Here is a 17,672-nt window from a genome sequence, read left to right on the forward strand (position 1 = left end):
CGGTGCTGGCGCTGATGGCGCAGGGCCGGTCGAACGCGGCGGTCTGCCGGGAGCTGGTGGTGTCGGAGGCGGCGGTGAGCAAGCACATCGGCAAGGCCGACCCGCACCATGTCGGCGAGGCCGCCGACGACGGTCAACCGGGCCATCGCGTAGAGCAGTTCGGAGCGGACGAAGCGCTGCGCTCGGTCCTCGATGTCGCAGCCGACGACCAACACGGTGCGCGAGCGGTGGACAACGCGGTCCTGGACGCCGCGAACCTGCTGGATGCCGGTGGGGCACCACAAGAGGACGGCGCCGAAGCGCCGCAGGTTGTGCTCCTGCCAGCCGGCCGGTGCTCGCGGGCAGGCCGCGGGCTGGGGTGAGGACGGCGCCGGTGAAGCCGGCCTCCTCCAGCAGGGCGACGGCCTTGGTCTGCCATCCCGGGCGGCCGGCGCCGGAACGCTCCCGGTAGAGCGACGGGCCGGCGTCGGGGACGAAGGGCTGCGGGTACTCGACCAGCCTCATCGGGCACCGCCGCCAGCAGAGACCGGGCCGGGCCGCTCAAGCAGTAGGACCACGACGATGGCCCGGGTGCGGTCGGCGATGCCCTGGCTCTTCATCACCTTCGACATGAGGTTGGACGCGGCGCTGGCGGAGCAGCCGACCCGCTCGGCGATGTCGTCGTAGGTGTGCCCGAGGGCGAGCTGGAGGGCCACGTCATGCTGGCGCTGGCTGATCATGTCGGCGGCCTTGGACGCCACGCGGAGAGAACCGGAGCTGCTGATCAGCACACGGCGTGCGCTACTGGCCCGGGCCTCGCGCAGGGCCGGATCGGCCGCGATGACCAGGCAGCCCTCGGTTCCGTGGTCGCGCTGCTCCGGGGCGCCGGCGCAGGCGGACCACACGTTGGGGACGCGCTGAGTGGTGAGCATGCTGGCCGCGTGGCGGCCGAGCCGTTCGGTGACCAGATCGGCGAGGGCCGCGGCGTCGGCGAGGACGCCCACACGGTTGGTCAGGTGGAGTCGGCACCGTCCACGGCGCTGTCTGTCACAGCATTGCCTTCTGCGGTTCGGTGGGGACGACGATGACCATGGGCAGGTCGGCGGTCAACACCTCCTCGAACGCGCGCTCCAGGTCCTTCACGGTCTGCGCCTCCACCCCGCGGCTCGCCGAAATTCGGTCGGCGAGCCGCGCAGCCGCTCGGGGTCGGGCATGACCCGGCCCTCGGCGCGGCGGATCCGGTCGTCGGCAAGCGGGCGGTCCCAGTCGTCGAGCGGGACCGAGAGCACCAGCAAGGTCACACCCTCCGGCGTAGACAGAGAGTGTCCAAGCGCAGGGTGGATTCCAACCTCTGGATGCTCCCGATCGCTCTGCCCGTCTGACCAACGACAATCACACACGGTCAGAACTCAGGCCCGTTCCTCGTGAGTGCATACCTTCGCGGTCCACAGCCCGACGAGATCGCGGTAGAGAGCGGACTCCGCGAGCATCCGATCGTGGCTCCCGATCTGCGGGATCCCGCCGTCCAGCACCATCACCCGATCCGCGGCCCGGGCCGAGCTGATCCGGTGGGCGATGACGAACAACGTGCCAGGGCGCTCCCGCATCGCCTCCTCTGCACGGGCCTCCGCCGCTGGGTCCATATGGCACGTTGCCTCATCAAGCACGATCAGCCGGGCCGGCGAGAGGTAGGCGCGTGCCAGGGCGATCAGCTGGCGCTGGCCGGCGGAGAGGGCATCGGGGTCCACGAGACCGTCGTAGCCATCGGTCGTGGACACCAGGTCCGTCAGGCCGAACTCCGTGACCGCGCGGTTCATCCGGTGGTCGTCCGCTGGACCGTCTGCCAGGTAGCCGAGGTTCTCACGGAACGTCCCGGTGAAGACGTACGCCTCCTGTGGCAGATAGGCCCGCAGCGCGGCCTGCTGGACGGGCGCGAGTGAGGTGAGGTCGACGCCGTCGAGGAGGACCCGGCCGCGGGTGGGCCCGTAGGTGCCGGCCAGCAGGGAAGCCAGTGTCGACTTGCCGATACCACTGGGGCCCACGACCGCGATGTGCTCGCCGGGCGCCACGTGCAGGTCGATGCCGCTGAGGACGTCGTTCGCGGCCCCCGGATAGGAGAAGGACACCGACTCCAGGACCACCTCGATCCCGGCGTCTCCCTCCCCGACTCCAGTGGAGGATACAGAGGCGGGGACAGCCGGTGCGGGCGCCGGCCCGGCGCCGCCCGGCCGCGGACCCGGGGCATCCAGCAGACGCCCGAGCGTGACGAATAGCCTGATGCCCGTAGTGCCCAGGCCCTGGACCAGGGTCTGCACCGCAGGGCGCAGGCTCTGCGCGAGATAGGTCAGTATGCCCAGGATCGTGCCCGCGCTCATGGCCTGGGCTCCCCACTGTGCCCACAGCAGGACCAGGACTAGCGGCACCCAGCCGCCCACCCCGAGAGCGACGGTGCGTAGCGCGGTCAGGCGGGCGAGGACGGTCTCCGCGCACGCGTTCTCCTCCGCCGCGTCGTCGAGCCGCCGCAGAGCCTGTTCCTCCAAGCCGTATGCGGTGATGTCCCGCAGTCCCGCAGAGAGCTGCCAGGCCTCGTGTGCGAGGGATTCGGTCGCCAGGGTGCTGCGCATCTGGGTGCGGACCACCCCGCGCAGGGACACCAGATAGCAGCCGACGCCGACGGCCATGGGGGCGAAGACCAGCAGGGCAACCGTCGGCTCCAGTGTGAGGGTGCCGACGCACACACCGACGAAGGAGAAGGCGAAGCGGCCCACCACCGCCACCAGGCTGCCCGCCGCTTCCCGCACGATCTCGACCTGGCGGGTGAGCCGTGCGACGCCGGAGCGGTCCTGCTCCACGCGGCCGCCGGTCAGCGCGTGTCGCAGTGTGCCCTCCACCGTGCGGGTCACCAGCGCGTCACGCAGGGGCTCGACGAGGGCCGCGGTACTCAGGAGCGCTCCACGGGCCCCGAACGCACCCACCGCTGAGGACGCGGCGAGCAGAGTCAGCCACCCAAGGCCCGCCAAGGGTTCACCGGCCAGAAATCCCCGGTCGATGGCCAAGGCCACGACGTGCCCGGCCGCGAAGGCGGGCAGGGACTCCACACCTGTCCACACCAGGACGCGGAACAGCGTGCGGCGGTTGCCACGCAGCCGCTGCAGCAGATATCGCCCCGCAGTGTGGTTACCGGCGGAGCTCATCGGGTCGCTCCCGCTGCGTCCAGGGGTGTGCGGGTCTCGGGCCGTTCCTGGAATATCGCCCGGTATCCGGGTAGTTCCCACAGCTCGCTGTGCGTTCCGGTCGCGCGTACCTGCCCCGCGTCAAGCCAGACCACGGTGTCGGCGCGGGCCGCGCTGGAGGCCCGGTGGGCGACGACCACCCGCGTTGCCCCCGAGGTGTCGGCGGCCAGCGCCCGGTCGATCTCGTACTCCGTGGCCATGTCCAGGCTCGATGTGGCGTCGTCGAGCAGCACGAGCCGGGTGGGCCGTACAAAGGTCCGGGCCAGGCCGATCCGCTGCATCTCGCCGCCCGACAGGGCCACGGACTCGACGCCGGTGCCGTATCCGTCCGGCATCTTCTCGATGAAGGACGCGGCGCGGGCGAGCCCAGCGGCGCGGGCCACGTCGTCGAGCGTGGCCTTGGGCGCGCCGACCGCGATGGTGTCCGCGATGGTGTCACCGATCAGCTCGGGCCGCTCGAAGGCGAAGACGACCGAGCGCCGCAGCGCGGTCCTCGACAGTGTCCGCACGGGCACACCGTCCAGGTACACGGCGCCGCCGTCGGGGTCGAAGAGGCGGCCCATGAGTGCCGCCACCGTGGACTTTCCCGAGCCCGATCGCCCGACGAGCGCCACCACCCCTCCGGGCGGTACGGCGACGTCGAGGCCCGACAGGACGGTGCGCCCGGCGCGCCGTACGGTCACGTTCTTGAGTTCGACGCCCAGGCCCGTGGAGGTGACGGGCCCGGGTAGGTCTGCCTCGCCGTACTCCAGGGCCGGCAGTGCCGCGTACGTCGCCAGTTGCTCCGCTCCGGACCGGGCCCGGGCGAGTTGGTTGACGAACAGCACGGTCATGCCGAGGCCGGTGCCGATGGCCGCGTACTCCGATGCTGCCAGCATTTGCCCGGAGGAGATGCGGCCGCGGCAGAGTTCGAGCCCGGCGGTCGCGACGACAACGATGTGCAGAAGGGGGAACAGCACATGGCCCTGCGCGGTGACCTTGGCCTGGAGCCGCCAGAGCGCGTCCCCGCTACGGCGCAGCTGCGGCAGCGGCTCCACCACGCGGGCCACTTCGCGCTCCAGGGTGTGGGACGCGGCGATGGTGCGAGCACCGCCGAGCGCCTCCGCGAGCCGGCTCGACACCGCGCTCTGCTCCTCCAGGTAACGGGTGACCAGGAGGGAGCTGTCCGCGGCGAACGACCTGAGGCACCAGGCGACCACGGGCAGGCCGCAGGTGAAGACGAGCCCGATCCACACGTCCGTCGACCACAGCATGAACAGGCTCACCAGCGCCGGAAGCAGGGAAAGCACCAGCCACACCGCCGCGTTGGTCCCCATGGCTGCCGCGGCGGCGCTTTCCAGGACGCAGGCCGCGAAGCCGCCCGGCCCTCCGCCGGTCCGCGGGCGCGGTCCCGCATCCACGAGCCGTCTGGCGGCCGTCCGCCGGTAGAAGAGCGCCGAGCGCGCCTGCACCACGCCGGCCCGGTAATCGCTGTACGCCTCGAACGCGACGTAGACCACCACCAGGGCCAGGCAGGTCGCCAGCCACCGGCCGAGGTCGATGCCGTCGACGAGTGCGTCGACGGCCTTGCCCAGCACGGCCGGCAGGGCGAGCTGGGCGGCGGCGCTCACACATCCGGTGGCGGCGAGCACGGCGGCGCCAGCGGCCTGGGCGCGCGCCGCGGTGCGCAGCAGTCGTATCCCCGTACCACCCACCACTGGTCTCCACCTCGTTCGTGCGGATCACGGCGGCTGAGCGCCGGCCCCTGATGTGGCGAGCGCCTCGGGGACTTGTCGTCTCCCCGAGGCGCTGCCGGAAGTCCGGGCGGCGGCGGTCGCCGTGGGCTGCCGTCCACCCGGACGAACATCTCGATCAGCCTCAGCAGAACACCCAGCTGTGGCTGGAACAAGTCGCGCTGTTCGAGCTGCCCAGCGGCTGCGCGGACGTGTCCGGCAGCTCAAGCCCCTGAAGGTCGAGGATCGCCATGAGTCTTCCCTCCCCTCGGTTCATCTCTCGTCGTCACGGCCCGTACGGCCGTGAGCCGACTCGGGATCAGCAGAAGATGTAACTGGAGTTGCTGCAGTTGTTGCTGACGCCGCTCATGGGCGCTGCCATGTCGTTGCCCTCGGGCAGCTCAAGTCCCTGAAGGTCGAGCACCATCGGGTTCACCTCCCTTCGTGGGTCGATCCGTGCCGTCCCACCCGTGGTCCGGGTGGGAAGTCTTGGGGGTGCCGCTGGGGAGGACGGTGGACAGCAGGGGGAGTCCGGGGTGCTCCCGGCCCAGGGCCACCGCCAGGGCGGTGAGCACGCCGGCGTTGCCGGTCGACAGGTCCATGGACAGCCGCATGAGCATTTCGCCGGGGAAGGCGAGGCCGTCCTCGTAGGACAGGGCGTGCAGGTTGAGGAGGCCGATCTGGCGGTCGAGATCGGCACGACTTGCCTCACTGGGGCGCGTCCTGCCGCGTTCGGCGAGGTACAGGATGATTCCGGCCCGCCCGTTGAACAGGTCGGACTGCACGTAGAACTGGGACGAGGCGGCGCGGGCGATCGCGTCCGAGGCGGTGACGAGCCGTTCGTCCGAGTCGTGCCGGAGGTACTGGTCCAGGACCAGACCGATGCCGACGCTGCCGGTCGAGAGGTACGGCATGGTCCGCCATCCCTCGTTCACGTGCATCATCCCGTTGTCGCGTGTGGTGCAGCGGCGCAGGTCCTGTTCGAGGGCGGTGCGGGACAGCCGCAGGTACTCGCGGTCGCCGGTCTTCTCGTACAGACGAAGGAAGAAGAGGGCCGGTCCGGAGGAGCCGCGCATCAGCCCGGCGTAGGCGTGTGCGCCTCCGCTGGTGGTGGCGACGGAGTCGGCCGTGCCCAGCCGGTCGGAGATGAGCTCGGCAGCGCGCAGGTACTCGGTGTCGCCCGTCCTCCGGCTGAACGCCAGGAGGTTGAGCCCGATGCCGGCCAGACCGCCTTTGAGGTCGCTGCCGAGCATCTCCCACTTCTCCTTGAGGCACGCGGCGAGCAGCTCGCGCGCGGTGTCCTCTTCGCCGAGCCTCAGCAGGGCGTGGGCCACTCCGTGCATGCCGTCGTACAGGCCGAGCCGGTCCTGCGGGCGGGGCGTCAAAGCGCGTTGTGCGAGCCACGTGCGGTATTCGGGCGGAAAGTCGACCCCGGCGTCGAGGAGTGCGAGGAGCACGCCGGCGGCCCCGTGCTGAAGGTTCAGAGCCCCGGTGTGGAACTGCTCGATGTCACCGGGGAACAGCCGGTCGTCGCGCGAGGGGGTCGCGCTGCGCAGAACGGCCCGGCCGAGCGCGTCGCGCAGCCGCGGCCACTGCTCGGGGTCGGCGGTGATCCGCGGCATCCGGTCCAGCGCGGTCTGCGGCCGGCGACGCACGGTGGGCGTCGGGCTGGCGGTGATCCTTTCGACAGCCTCGTCGAGGTAACCCGGGGGCAGCGGGAACACCTGCCGGATGTACTCGACGAAGTGGTGTGCCTTCCCGAAGTCGTGTCGGAGCAGGGTGGTGAGCGGCATGAACAGCGAGAGCCGCAGGCAGCCGAGTGCGTAGTGGTCATGGTCGAATCCGGTGCGGTCGGCCGGCGCCGCGAACGCGGGGTTCACCAGGCTGGGCTTCACCCCTGCCTCGGCATCCGATGCCACTTCGTAGTCGATCAGCGAGACTGTGCCGTCTTCGCCCACCAGGATGTTGAAGGGGTGCAGGTCTCCGAAGACGATGCCACGCTCGTGGATCTCGGCGACGATGGCCTCGGTCTGCCGTGACACCTCCAGGGCCCACTCCGTGTAACGCGCCGCTTCGGCGGGGTCGGTCTCCCCCTCGTTGAGCGGGTAGCGCCGGGCGAAGGTCCTGCTGAGCGTCTCCCCCTCGACGAACTCCTGCACGAGGAAGTGGTGCCCTCCCCATTCGAAGTAGTCGATGAGTTCGGGTACACCCGTGACACCCCTGAGCCGCTCCAGGATGTCCCGCTCGTGACGCAACCGGTGCACCGCGTCCGCCGCATCCATGGTCAGCCCGGCATGGGGGCGGGCCTCCTTGAGGATCACCTTGCGGCCGCTCTCCCGGTGCCGGGCCTCGTACAGTCCGCCCGCGTTGGAGAAGTGGACGGCGCGTTCGATGGTGTAGGCGATGTCGTCCGTGGTGCCGCTCTTGCGTGCCTCGATGTGGGGGGCGAAGAACTCCGGCACTGTGACCCACGCCGGGACGTGGAATACCGGGTCACGGCGGTCGGGCACCAGGGTGCCGTGGTCGTCCTCGATAGCGCCGACGAGTGCGCCCGTCTCCGATATGCAGTGCCGCTCGATGAATCCGCCGTAACGTACGTACAGCGGACCGTTTCCCCAGCGCAAGTCACTCAGAATGTACGGCCCTTCCTGGCCGTCGAGCTCCTGGCCGAGCTCTTCAAGAGTAGTCCGCAGAATCCGCTCGTCCAGCGGGTAGATGGTGATGAACTTCCCGCTGGACCCGCGGTCGGAGTACTTGAGATTCCGATTCTTCAGGACGTGGCGCCCGGAAAGGTACTTGAAGGATATGTCGCGCGGCACGCAGTAGCGGTACACGGATTCCAGCACGGCATCTGCGTTGTCGCCTGTCGCCGAGACGTGAATCTTCCATCCCTGCATCGGAAGCCGCTGCTCAGGCGGATTGCAGACGATCCAGTCCTCCTTGGCGAACTTGGTCCATCCAGGAGGGAGTTCGATGGAATCCGCGGCGAAGCCGAGTTTGGCGACCTCTTCGGCGCTCGCCTTCCGATCCGACAGGTCGTAGAAATAGCGGTCTGCCAGACAGTAGACGTCGTAGCGCTTGTCCACCATTCCCCCTGGGATCTCCCGGTGTTTCACTGACAGGAATATCTTCACCCGTCGAGAGGTGTCGAACAAGTGTGTTCCCCACGGCTGTGCACATGGATTATCCATGAGGGGCGAGCCGGTTCACAGATCTGCCGCGGGGCGGATTTCAGGGCAGCACAAAAAGCCGCCGGCCCGAACGGATCCCACCGCTCGGGCCGACGGCCCTGTTCTGTCGGGCCTGCGCGGCCCGCCCGTTACTCGGCTCCGCGCAGCGCGGCGGACGGACGCTGGCGAAGGGCGATGCGCGTGGTGGACACGCCGGTGGCAAGAGCAAGGACGCCCGCACCGCCCAGGATGAGGGCGAGCGTGGCGCCTTCGAGGCGCGGGTACGACGAGCCGGTCAGGGCCTGGCTGAACGCCGCGAGAACGGCCCCCGCGACCAGCGATCCGACCAGGAGCGCGATCAGCACGATCACGGCGGTCTCCAGGAGCATCATGCGGGCGACCTGTCTGCGGGTGGCGCCCACGAGACGCAGCAGGGCGAACTCTCCGGAGCGTTCCATCGTCGTCATCACCAGCGTGTTCACGACCGAGATCGAAGTGAAGACCGTCACCACCCCGAGGAGCAGGTAGGTGACGGTCATCGAGGTGTCCTGGCGGCGCAGGGCCTCGGCCCGGTAGGCCTCGCGGTCGAGCACCTGCCAGGACGGCTCGGCCCGGCGCAGTGACGCGAGGCTGTCGTCCACCTGCCGCTCCCAGCCGGGCTGGGCGCGCACGTACACCGCGTCCAGGAGGAGCGGCCTGTCGTACAGGTGCCCGGCCGCGAGAGGCTGAGGCAGGACGGCATCGCCAAAGCCGCGGGAGCGGCTGTACACGGCGGCGACCCTGGCCTTCGCAACCTGGTTGTCCTCCAGGGTGACGCGCACCTCGTCGCCCGCCCGAACGTGGGCGCGCCGGGCCAGGTCCTCGCTCAGCGCGATCTCCCCCGCGCCCAGTTGGCCCATGCGGCCCTGGACGACGCCCAGGTCGAGGACCTCGTCCAGCGGTCCGTCCGAGACGATCTGTGCGATGCCGCCGGGGCCCGACTGCCGGGACTCGGAGTCGCCGACGACCTTCACATAGCTGCCCGTGGTGGCAACCGCGGTACCAACTCCCGCAGCACCGCCGATCGTTGCTGCAGCCGAGTCCGGAAGTCCGTCACCGGCCCTCTGCACGATCCGCTCGGCCACCATGCGCTGCCGGTCCTGCTCCGACACTTCGTGCCACTTCATCTGCGGTACGAACAGGGCCACGGCGGCGAACGCGACGGTGAGGGCGAGCGGAGTGGCAGCGGTGCCGAGTCGGCGGAAGGCCGTGGTGAGGTTGGTCTTCACCAGCAGTCCCATCACCGGGAACAGGAGCTGGCAGAGCAGGCCGAGCACGCTGCCGGCCAGCTTGCCGATCAAGGGGGCGAGCAGTCCGACGGCGGTCATCAGCACCATGACCATGGCCCCGGCCGTGGTCGCGGCGTCGGAGCCCCCCGAACTCCTGATCGCGGTGAGCCCCCAGACACCCCCGACCAGGACCGCGAGCCCGAGGCACGTACGGACCGCACCCACCCGGCGGCGCGGCACCGAGGCCTCGCCCAGAGCCTGGACGGCGCGCACCCGAGACGCCCGCCGACCGCTGCTCCACACCGCGGCCTCGGCGGTCACCCAGCAGATCAGCACCGCGATCGAGATGCTCGCCGGCCCGAACTGGAGACGGAAGGCGCCGGGGATCAGGCCCTGGGCCACCAGAAAGGCCCGCAGTCCCACGGCGAGCAGCAGGCCGAGCCCACAGCCTGGGACGGCGGCGAGGACGGTCACGACGAGCGCCTCGTAGGCGACCATCCGACGGACCTGGCCGGGGGTCGCGGCGACGGCCCGCAGCAGGGCGATCTCCCTGGTTCGCTGCTGGACGGACAGGGCGAAGGCGCCTGAGATCGCGAAGGCTATGACGAACATGCAGATGAAACCGAAGGGCACGACGAACGACACCACGTCCGCGCCGCCCTGCCCCGGCGCGGCCCGGTGGCCGGAGTCGAGCAGCACCCCGCAGGCCGTGACCAGTGCCTGCGCGCAGAGCATGGCCACAAGGGATCCGGCGAACGAGACCTTACGGGTGTGGACGGACCACCACGCTAGGAGGAACAGCATGGATCAGGCCCCCAGTCCCGCCATGTGCTCGGCGATGGTGCCGGCGGACGCCCCGTGCAGGACCTCGGTGACCTTGCCGTCCGCCAGGATCAGTACGGAGTCGGTGTACGAGGCGGCCACCGGGTCGTGAGTGACCATCAGGACCGTCTGGCCGACGTCGTCCACGAGACCGCGGAGCAGTTCGAGGACCTTGCGGGCCGAGGTGGTGTCCAGGGCGCCGGTGGGCTCGTCGGCGAAGACCACCTCGGGGCGGGTGATCAACGCACGGGCGATGGCCACCCGTTGCTGCTGGCCGCCGGAGAGTTCGGCCGGCCGGTGACCGCGCCGATCGGCGAGCCCGGTGTAGTCGAGCAGTTCCTCCAGCCAGGGCCGGTCGAGCTGGACGCGCCGGCCGGCCAGCCGCACCGGAAGCGTGATGTTCTGCTCGGCGGTCAGCGCGGGCAGCAGGTTGAACCCCTGGAACACGAAGCCGATCCGCTCGCGCCGCAGCACGGTCAACTCCCGTTCACCCAGCGGCCCCAGATCCCGGCCACCGATCTCGACGGTGCCGTGGTCGGGGCGGTCCAGACCCGACGCGCAGTGCAGGAAGGTGCTCTTGCCGGAGCCGGAGGGTCCCATCACGGCGGTGAACGTCCCGTACGGCAGTTGCGCGGTGACCCCGTCGAGCGCCGTCACGGCGGACCCGCCGCTTCCGTGCACCTTGCGCACGCCATCGAGGCGCACCGCCCAGGGCCGCTCCCTCGGCGGCGGTTCGGCACCATCCCGCGACCGGTGCTGTGCGGCCCGTCCTAAGTGATGGCCCGCTCCGGTGCCTGCGTGCTCGCTCACGTGCGCTCTCTCTCGCTTCAGTACGTACTGCCTGGTGACCGCCGGCCACCCGCACAAGATTCCGTTCGTCGTGACACGACTGCCATCACGCGGTCGTGCCGAGCCGGGGGCGCGGGGCGGCCGGAAGTCGGTTCACCGCACGGACCGCGCCAGGACTCGGACGAACCGGGGCACGTCGACCGTACCCCAGCCACTGGCCGTGTCGAAGCCAGGGCCCGCAGTGAACCCGGGGACCTCGGCATAGGTGTTGGAGCCCTCGGTGACATCGACGATTCCGGCGGCGGGCCCGGCCGCTCCCAGCCGGTAGAGCGTGGGGGTGATGTCGCCCATCGGCCCGTGGTGCAGCTGCACCGCGAGGGCGAGCACACCGGCGAAGAGCGGTGCCGACTGGGAGGTGCCGGCCGCCCCCTGCATCACGATATCCGGGACCGAACGGCCGGATTCCACGTCACCGGCCGTGGTCGAGCGTTGCCATTCCGGGCGCGCGAACAGCGACGAGTGCCCGGCCCCCGACTTGGGCCACAGCGTGTCGGGAGAGGTGCGATGGCCCTGCCCATCGACGTGCAGCAGGGACCCTCCGACGGCGGTCACCCGGGGGTCGGATGCGGGCCAGGCCACTACGCGCCGGGGGTGGTGCTGGTCGGGGTGGTCACGCAGCGGGCCGCTGGCCCCCGTGTCCCCCGAGGAGGCGACCAGGGTCATGCCCGCCGCGCGCGCCCGGTCGAACGCGGCACCGTAGGCGAGCATGGACGCGGGGTCCGCGAAGTTCTGCTCGACGGAGCCGAAACTCATGGACACCACGTCCGCCAGGCGGTGCCGCGTGAGGTGGTCCAGGACATGCATCATCTCGGGCATGCCGCTCTCGCCCTGCGTCTCGTCCACGGGCGAGGCGGCGACCACGATGCGGGCCTGCGGGGCCAGCGAGTGAATCATGGCGACATCGAGCCGGGTCTCCGACACCCACGCCTGACAGTTCTTCGTGTCGACGCCGGGAGAGGTGCAGGACGGCGGCTTCCCCAACGGCTCGACCCGCCGGATGTCGACAGCGGGAAGCCCGTACTGCGCGTCGTAGTCCGCCATGAACTGCTCCAGGCTCGGGTCCCCGTACGACACGAGCACCGCGACTGTGGTGCCGCGGCCCGTGACCCCCTGCCGCCACAGCTCGTCCACGCGGTAGGGCACGGCTATCGAGGGCTCGCGCACGCCAGGGTCGTCGGCTGCCCGCGCGCGGCCGACGGTGTCCGCCGAGGCCGGACCGATACCGGCAAAGAGCAGGCCAACTACGGCGAACAGACCGCCAATGCACCGCCATGTACCTCCACCGCGCACGCTCCTTCTCCCGGACCCCATATCGCTGTCTCCCCTCACCCGACGCGTCCTGTCATTACAGGATCGATCCGCCGGGCGGCCGGGATACGACTCGGCGGCACACTCGTGGGTTATCCACGGGGAGTTGCACACCGCCCCGTAGCCAGTGCGACCACGGCCGGTGCGAGTCAGTGGCCAAGGCGGGACATTGCCTGCTCCGGACGGCGGCCACCGGCTACCGCACTGTCCGGCACCGTGTTCCACAGCATCCTCGCGTTGCCAAGCTCCTGGCAGGTATCCAGCATTGTCGCCCTCCACCACATCCCTGGTGAAGAGCCAGCTCGGCCATCGCGCCGACCGTCTCCTCAATGGGAGTCGCGGGATCGCGGCGGTCTACGCCATCCACGCGGCCCGACTCCGGGTGGTGGCGCAGCCCAAACCTCGCGGCCAGTACGACACGGCTCCGCTCGGAGGCCCGGCGCCGCAGCCAGGTGCCTGAGTCCGCCTGCCGGGCGCGCGCCTCGCCAGCATGATTGTCTCAAAAAGGTGGTTCAACTTGGCGGCGCACGAACGCTCACCGACGCTCTCTACGTCAGCCACATCGAACCTCCACCTCCGCTTCATTGTGCCGGTACACCCCGTGTGCACCTCGATGCGCCATCTCAGACACACGAGTTGACGGACGTGGACGATCGACTTAGCATCCTGCGGGTCAATCAATTCTTGTTTGAGGACTGGGACTTGACTAAGTATCAGCCTGTGAAGCAAAGGTGTGCGACGCCCAGCGCGAACCCCGGCCGAGCATGTGCCTGACTTTCTCTAGTTTGGGGGGGGAATTTCGTGAGCATCACGCAAAGCGGAGCAGGCCGACAGAGCCACGCGGCATATGGGGCGAAACCTTCATTGCTGGCTGCGGGCCAACTGCCGGGCAGCACCGAACTAGACACTATCGGCGTACTGATTCTCGCCCAGGGGACCCTCACACGCAGCGGCATCGCTGCCATGGTCTCCTCCCGGGCGGGCATCCGGGTGCTTGGGGACGCGGAGGACGTCACCTCTGCGCCGGGTGACAGCCTGCTGAACCCCGATGTGGTGGTTCTCTGTCTCGCCGATGACAGCAGAGCCGCGTTCGAGAGGCTCCGCAGAGCACGCGAGGCCTTCCGAGCGAGCGCAATCCTTCTGGTCATAGGAGCGCTCTCAGCGGGCGGCACACAGCGCGCCCTCAAGGCCGACGTGTCAGGAGTGATCTCCGACGACGTCACTGCCGACGAACTCGTCGAGGTGATCAGGCACCTGAGCTGCGGTCGGCGCATCGTCGGCACCGACATTGCCGTCATGGGCAGCGTACAGACGCCGAACCCACTGACCCCGCGGGAGTCCGAGATCCTCGGTCTGGCGGCCGAGGGCGAGAGTCCCGCGGACACAGCGGACCACCTCCACCTGTCCGTTGGGACCGTACGCAACCATCTACTGTCCGCCGTGCAGAAGACGGGCGCCAGAAACCGCATGGATGCGGTCCGGATCGCCCGCGCCAGGTCCTGGCTCTGACTCGTCTGGTCCTACTCTCTTCGGGACGGGCGAATAACGTCGGCCTGCCCCCGCCATGGCCCGTACGGTCCTGCTTGGCCCAGCCCCGCAGCCCTTCCGGGCTCACACCCAGCTCCCGCACGATCTCGGCGACGTTCCGGTGCGGCGAGGATCGGCCGCAACCGGATCCTCGCCGACGGCAAGTGCCGCTGGGCCGTCGAGGTGCTGCACCACCTGGTCTTCGCCGCCCCGCACGACGCCGAGGCCAAGGATCTCCAGGCCGACGCCTACGATCAGCTCGGCTACCCGCAGGAGAAGGCCCCGGAGGGCTTGCAACGCGACGACCCACGCGCCGTCGATGATGCTCTGGCGCGTCGTTCTCAGCCCTGGAGGGCTTGTAACAGGCACAGTGTCGGCTGGGCCCGCCCGCAGCAGCTACGGACGGGCTCAGGTCCAACCCCAGCGTCAGATGCGGATGGCGGTGACGACGTGGTAGTCGAGGAGGCCGTCGCGCCAGGCGGTGAGGAAGTGGCGGGTCCAGTGGGCGGGTGGGACGGTGTCGGCGAGGTAGCGGTCGAGGCCGGGCCAGACGTCGGCGCCGATGGACTCGGTGGTGACGCCGGTGAAGCCGAAGCGGGTGAGGGCGGCGGTGAAGTCGTCGAGGGGGTGGGCGACGTCGAGGCCGTCGGCGAAGCTGGCGAGCATGATCTTGAGGCGTTCGGCGGCGTCGGGGCCGGGGGCGGTGAAGAAGGTGGTGACGACGAGGCGGCCGCCCGGGCGCAGAATGCGGGCGGACTCGCGGGCGAAGCCGGTCAGCTCGCGGAAGTGCTGGGCCGCCTCGACGGAGAAGACACCGTCCAGGTAGCCGTCGGAAAACGGGAGTTCGTCCGCTGAGCCCAGGGTGTACGCCAGCCGATCGGGGTACGTCGCCAGGGCTCTCGCGTTGACGGCACGGGCCCGCTCGATCTGGTCCGGGTGGATGTCCACCCCCGTCACCGCCGCGAAGCGGAACTCCCGCAACGCCAATGCCGCACCCAGCCCCCGCCCGCAGCCCACCTCCGCCAGCCGCAACCGCTCCCGCGGCTCCGGGAACTCCCGCAACACCCGCCGGTACATCTGCTCCTGGCTGCGCACCCGGTCCTCTGGGGTCGGGGCGGCGAGATCGATGCCCTGCCAGTAGCCGAAGTTGATGAATCCGCCTGCGAAGCTGGCCGCCTGGGCCAGATCGTCGGTGCCGTAGGTCCGGCGCACGGTCGGGGGGATGCGGTCCTGGTTCATGGCTTTAGGTTCCTCGGGACGGCGAGTGGTTGGGGACTTTGGGGGCGGAGTGGAACGGGTTCCGTGCTGATGCTGCTGCCATGAGCGCAGGTCAGCTATGGTGCAAGGGTGTCCCACCGCCCAATGACGGCGCGGTGCTGAGATCGTCGGCGCCGTAGGTCTGGCGCACGGTCGGGGGGATGCGGTTGTGGTCCATGGTCCGCTGGGTCTCCTGCTCGGTGGGCGCCCGGCCGTCGGGCGCGCCGAGGTACGTACCCAAACTGGTGTCGGTCCGAACACGGTACGTGATGGGCGGGTGTGCTCGGTGGGAAAGGGGCGCGGCGGTGTCCCGAGGGGGCTCGGAACACCGCCGCGCGACCGGGGGCGGCTACCGGGTCGGGCCGGCGGCCGGGAGGGGCGGCTACCGGGCGAGGGCGGCCGGGGTGTCGAGCCGGGTCAGCTTCTGCGGGTTGCGCACGATGTAGACCCGGGTGACCCGGCCGTCCTCCACCGCGACGCTGACCACCGACAGGTCGCCGCCGAGGTCGATCCGGCCGGCGGGCGCGCCGTTGAGCCACACGGTCGCGGTGTCGAACTCGACCGGCGCCCGGTGGGCGCGCGAGAGCAAGGCCGCGACCGCCTCGGCGCCGTGCAGCGGGGCCAGCAGGGCCGCCGCGATCCCCCCGCCGTCGGCGATCAGGACGACGTCCGGGGCGAGGACCTCCATCAGGTCCTGCAGCCGCCCGGTGCGCAGGGTCCGCAGGAAGCGCTCCACCACCTGCTCCTGCTCGGAGCGGGTCACCCGGACCCGGGGCCGCCGCGCGGCGACGTGGCCGCGGGCCCGCCGGGCGACCTGCCGGACGGCGGCCGCGGTCTTGCCGAGGGCCTCGGCGATCTCCTCGTACGGCAGCTCGAAGACCTCGCGCAGCACGAACACCGCCCGCTCGGTGGGCCCGAGGGTCTCCAGCACGGTGAGCATCGCGAACGAGACGCTCTCCGCGAGTTCGACGTCCTCGGCGATGTCGGGGCTGGTGAGCAGCGGCTCCGGCAGCCACTCGCCGACGTACTGCTCGCGTCTGCGGGACAGCGTCCGCAGCCGGTTGAGCGACTGGCGGGTGACGATCCGGATGAGGTACGCCCGCGCCTCCCACACGTGCGACGGGTCGACCTCGGCCCACCGCAGCCAGGACTCCTGCAGCACGTCCTCCGCGTCGGCGGCCGAGCCGAGCAACTCGTAGGCGACGGTGAAGAGCAGGCTGCGGTGGGTGACGAAGGGGTCGTCGGCCGGGGCCTCGGTCATGACTGCGGCTCTTCGGCGGCGGCACGCGCAGCGAGCGGGATCTCGCAGGAGTCGGAGAAGCCCTGCGAGGTGACGCCGTTGGCGATGTTGTTCCGGGCGGCCATGTTGACGAAGGCGACGTAGGCGGTGAGTTCGACCATCGCCGCCTCGCCGAGCACGTCGAGCAGACCCCCGTACTGCTCGTCGGTGACGGTCGGCGGGGTGGCGGACATGGCCTCGGCGTAGTCCATCACGTCCCGTTCCAGCGGCGTGAACACCTCCGAGGCCCGCCAGTTCGGCACCTGGCTGGCCTTGGCGAGGTCCAGGCCCAGGTTCTGTGCCTGGAAGTAGTTGATGTCCAGGCACCAGCTGCAGCCGATCTGCGCGGCCACGGCCATGTGGGCGAAGGACTTGAGGCTGTCGTCGAGTGCGTCCCACCCGGCGACCTTGCCCGCGAGCTCCGTGTTCGCGGCGGCGACCTTGGGGTTGTGCCAGATCACCTCGGTGGGCTCGAAGACGGCGCCGAACGCCTTGATCATGTTCTCGCTGAGCTCGGCGGGCAGCTGGGCCTTCGGCAGACGGAGTGCCATGGTGTGTCCTCCTGGTGTGGTGGCTCGTTCGGGCATGAAGACACCGGAGGGCGGCGGAACGTGACAGGCGCCGTGTCCGTCGAGGAAAAAAATCCTTTTCGGACGGTGCCGCAGGTTCGCTACAGTCCGCGAGGATTCCGCGACCTCGACGAGGTCCCGACGGCCCTGAGGAGCTACGACCGTGAACGTTCCCGACGAACGCCCCGCACCGCCGCTGACCGGCGGCGAGCGCGAGATGCTGCGCGGCTTCCTCGACTTCCACCGGGCGACCCTCGCCATGAAGTGCGAGGGTCTGGGCGACGAGCAGCTGCGGCAGCGCTCCAGCCCGCCGTCCACCCTGACCCTGCTCGGACTGGTCCGGCACATGGCGGAGGTGGAGCGCACCTGGTTCCGCCGGGTGATCAACGGCGAGGACCTCCCGCTGGTCTGGTCCGCGGACGGCGACTACCAGGCCGCGTACGACGCCTCCGGCGCCACCCGGGCCGAGGCCTTCGCCGCCTGGCAGGCCGAGGTCGAGCACTCCCGCCGCATCGAGCTCGCCGCGGAGTCCCTCGACGTCACCGGGTACCAGGCCCGGTGGGACGCCGAGGTGTCGCTGCGGCTGGTGATGCTGCACCTGATCCACGAGTACGCCCGGCACAACGGGCACGCCGACTTCCTGCGGGAGGCGATCGACGGGGTGGTCGGAGCGTAGGGCAGGGCAGGCCCCGGCAGGTC

At 70.3% G+C, this 17,672-nt stretch carries 14 protein-coding genes and 2 pseudogenes; 4 read left to right on the forward strand and 12 right to left on the reverse strand.

The genetic code is table 11. The features are described 5' to 3' along the window. Positions 1–2 precede the first annotated feature (2 nt). Positions 3–92, forward strand: a pseudogene (locus tag ACZ3TI_RS12980) (LuxR C-terminal-related transcriptional regulator); the annotation flags it as partial. A gap of 408 nt (positions 93–500) precedes the next feature. Here the strand turns inward: ACZ3TI_RS12980 and ACZ3TI_RS12985 are convergent. From ACZ3TI_RS12985 to ACZ3TI_RS13025, 9 genes are all read right to left on the reverse strand, one after another. After that, the gene (locus ACZ3TI_RS12985; RefSeq protein WP_465726259.1) at positions 501–983 is read right to left on the reverse strand and encodes a hypothetical protein; all 483 of its coding nucleotides are present in this window, start codon (positions 981–983) and stop codon (positions 501–503) included. Positions 984–1,118: 135 nt separating this feature from the next. Further along, positions 1,119–1,280, reverse strand: coding sequence for a hypothetical protein (locus ACZ3TI_RS12990; protein ID WP_465726260.1), 162 nt, complete (start codon positions 1,278–1,280; stop codon positions 1,119–1,121). A gap of 108 nt (positions 1,281–1,388) precedes the next feature. Continuing rightward, positions 1,389–3,173, reverse strand: a complete 1,785-nt coding sequence (locus ACZ3TI_RS12995) for an ABC transporter ATP-binding protein (protein ID WP_465726261.1) — start codon at positions 3,171–3,173, stop codon at positions 1,389–1,391. Further along, complete coding sequence (locus ACZ3TI_RS13000) at positions 3,170–4,909, reverse strand: ABC transporter ATP-binding protein (protein ID WP_465726262.1); 1,740 nt, start codon at positions 4,907–4,909, stop codon at positions 3,170–3,172. The genes ACZ3TI_RS12995 and ACZ3TI_RS13000 overlap by 4 nt, the downstream gene beginning before the upstream one ends. Positions 4,910–5,069: 160 nt before the next feature. Further along, positions 5,070–5,177 carry a SapB/AmfS family lanthipeptide gene (locus tag ACZ3TI_RS13005; RefSeq protein WP_360349727.1) on the reverse strand — a complete coding sequence of 36 codons (108 nt, stop codon included), beginning with the start codon at positions 5,175–5,177 and terminating at the stop codon, positions 5,070–5,072. A gap of 148 nt (positions 5,178–5,325) precedes the next feature. Continuing rightward, entirely contained in the window at positions 5,326–8,013 is a 2,688-nt protein-coding gene (gene lanKC, locus ACZ3TI_RS13010) for a class III lanthionine synthetase LanKC (protein ID WP_465726263.1), read from the reverse strand. Positions 8,014–8,243: 230 nt separating this feature from the next. Beyond that, a complete protein-coding gene (locus tag ACZ3TI_RS13015) occupies positions 8,244–10,166 on the reverse strand; it encodes an FtsX-like permease family protein (RefSeq protein WP_465726264.1) in 1,923 nt (640 codons plus the stop codon). A 3-nt stretch (positions 10,167–10,169) separates the two neighbouring features. After that, positions 10,170–11,015, reverse strand: a complete 846-nt coding sequence (locus tag ACZ3TI_RS13020) for an ABC transporter ATP-binding protein (protein WP_465726347.1) — start codon at positions 11,013–11,015, stop codon at positions 10,170–10,172. Positions 11,016–11,126: 111 nt separating this feature from the next. Further along, on the reverse strand, positions 11,127–12,362 hold the full coding sequence (locus ACZ3TI_RS13025; protein ID WP_465726265.1) for a S53 family peptidase: 1,236 nt from the start codon (positions 12,360–12,362) through the stop codon (positions 11,127–11,129). 942 nt (positions 12,363–13,304) lie between these two features. Between ACZ3TI_RS13025 and ACZ3TI_RS13030 the strand changes: the two genes are divergently transcribed. Next, positions 13,305–13,850 (forward strand): helix-turn-helix transcriptional regulator, encoded by a 546-nt coding sequence (locus tag ACZ3TI_RS13030; protein WP_465726266.1) that lies wholly within the window; start codon positions 13,305–13,307, stop codon positions 13,848–13,850. Between the two features lie 165 nt (positions 13,851–14,015). After that, a pseudogene (locus tag ACZ3TI_RS13035) lies at positions 14,016–14,138 on the forward strand (alkyl sulfatase dimerization domain-containing protein); the annotation flags it as partial. A 156-nt stretch (positions 14,139–14,294) separates the two neighbouring features. On the opposite strand, the gene ACZ3TI_RS13040 reads toward ACZ3TI_RS13035, so the two are convergent. The 3 genes from ACZ3TI_RS13040 to ACZ3TI_RS13050 form a co-directional block, all read right to left on the reverse strand. Further along, entirely contained in the window at positions 14,295–15,107 is an 813-nt protein-coding gene (locus ACZ3TI_RS13040) for a class I SAM-dependent methyltransferase (protein WP_465726267.1), read from the reverse strand. 400 nt (positions 15,108–15,507) lie between these two features. Then, on the reverse strand, positions 15,508–16,386 hold the full coding sequence (locus ACZ3TI_RS13045; RefSeq protein ID WP_465726268.1) for an RNA polymerase sigma-70 factor: 879 nt from the start codon (positions 16,384–16,386) through the stop codon (positions 15,508–15,510). Further along, positions 16,383–16,955, reverse strand: a complete 573-nt coding sequence (locus ACZ3TI_RS13050; protein ID WP_465726269.1) for a carboxymuconolactone decarboxylase family protein — start codon at positions 16,953–16,955, stop codon at positions 16,383–16,385. Before ACZ3TI_RS13050 ends, ACZ3TI_RS13045 begins: the two co-directional genes overlap by 4 nt. Positions 16,956–17,190: 235 nt before the next feature. On the opposite strand from ACZ3TI_RS13050, the gene ACZ3TI_RS13055 reads away from it, so the two are divergent. Continuing rightward, positions 17,191–17,649 (forward strand): DinB family protein, encoded by a 459-nt coding sequence (locus ACZ3TI_RS13055; RefSeq protein ID WP_465726348.1) that lies wholly within the window; start codon positions 17,191–17,193, stop codon positions 17,647–17,649. Positions 17,650–17,672 lie beyond the last annotated feature (23 nt).

This window comes from Kitasatospora sp. NPDC023120, from assembly GCF_055560835.1.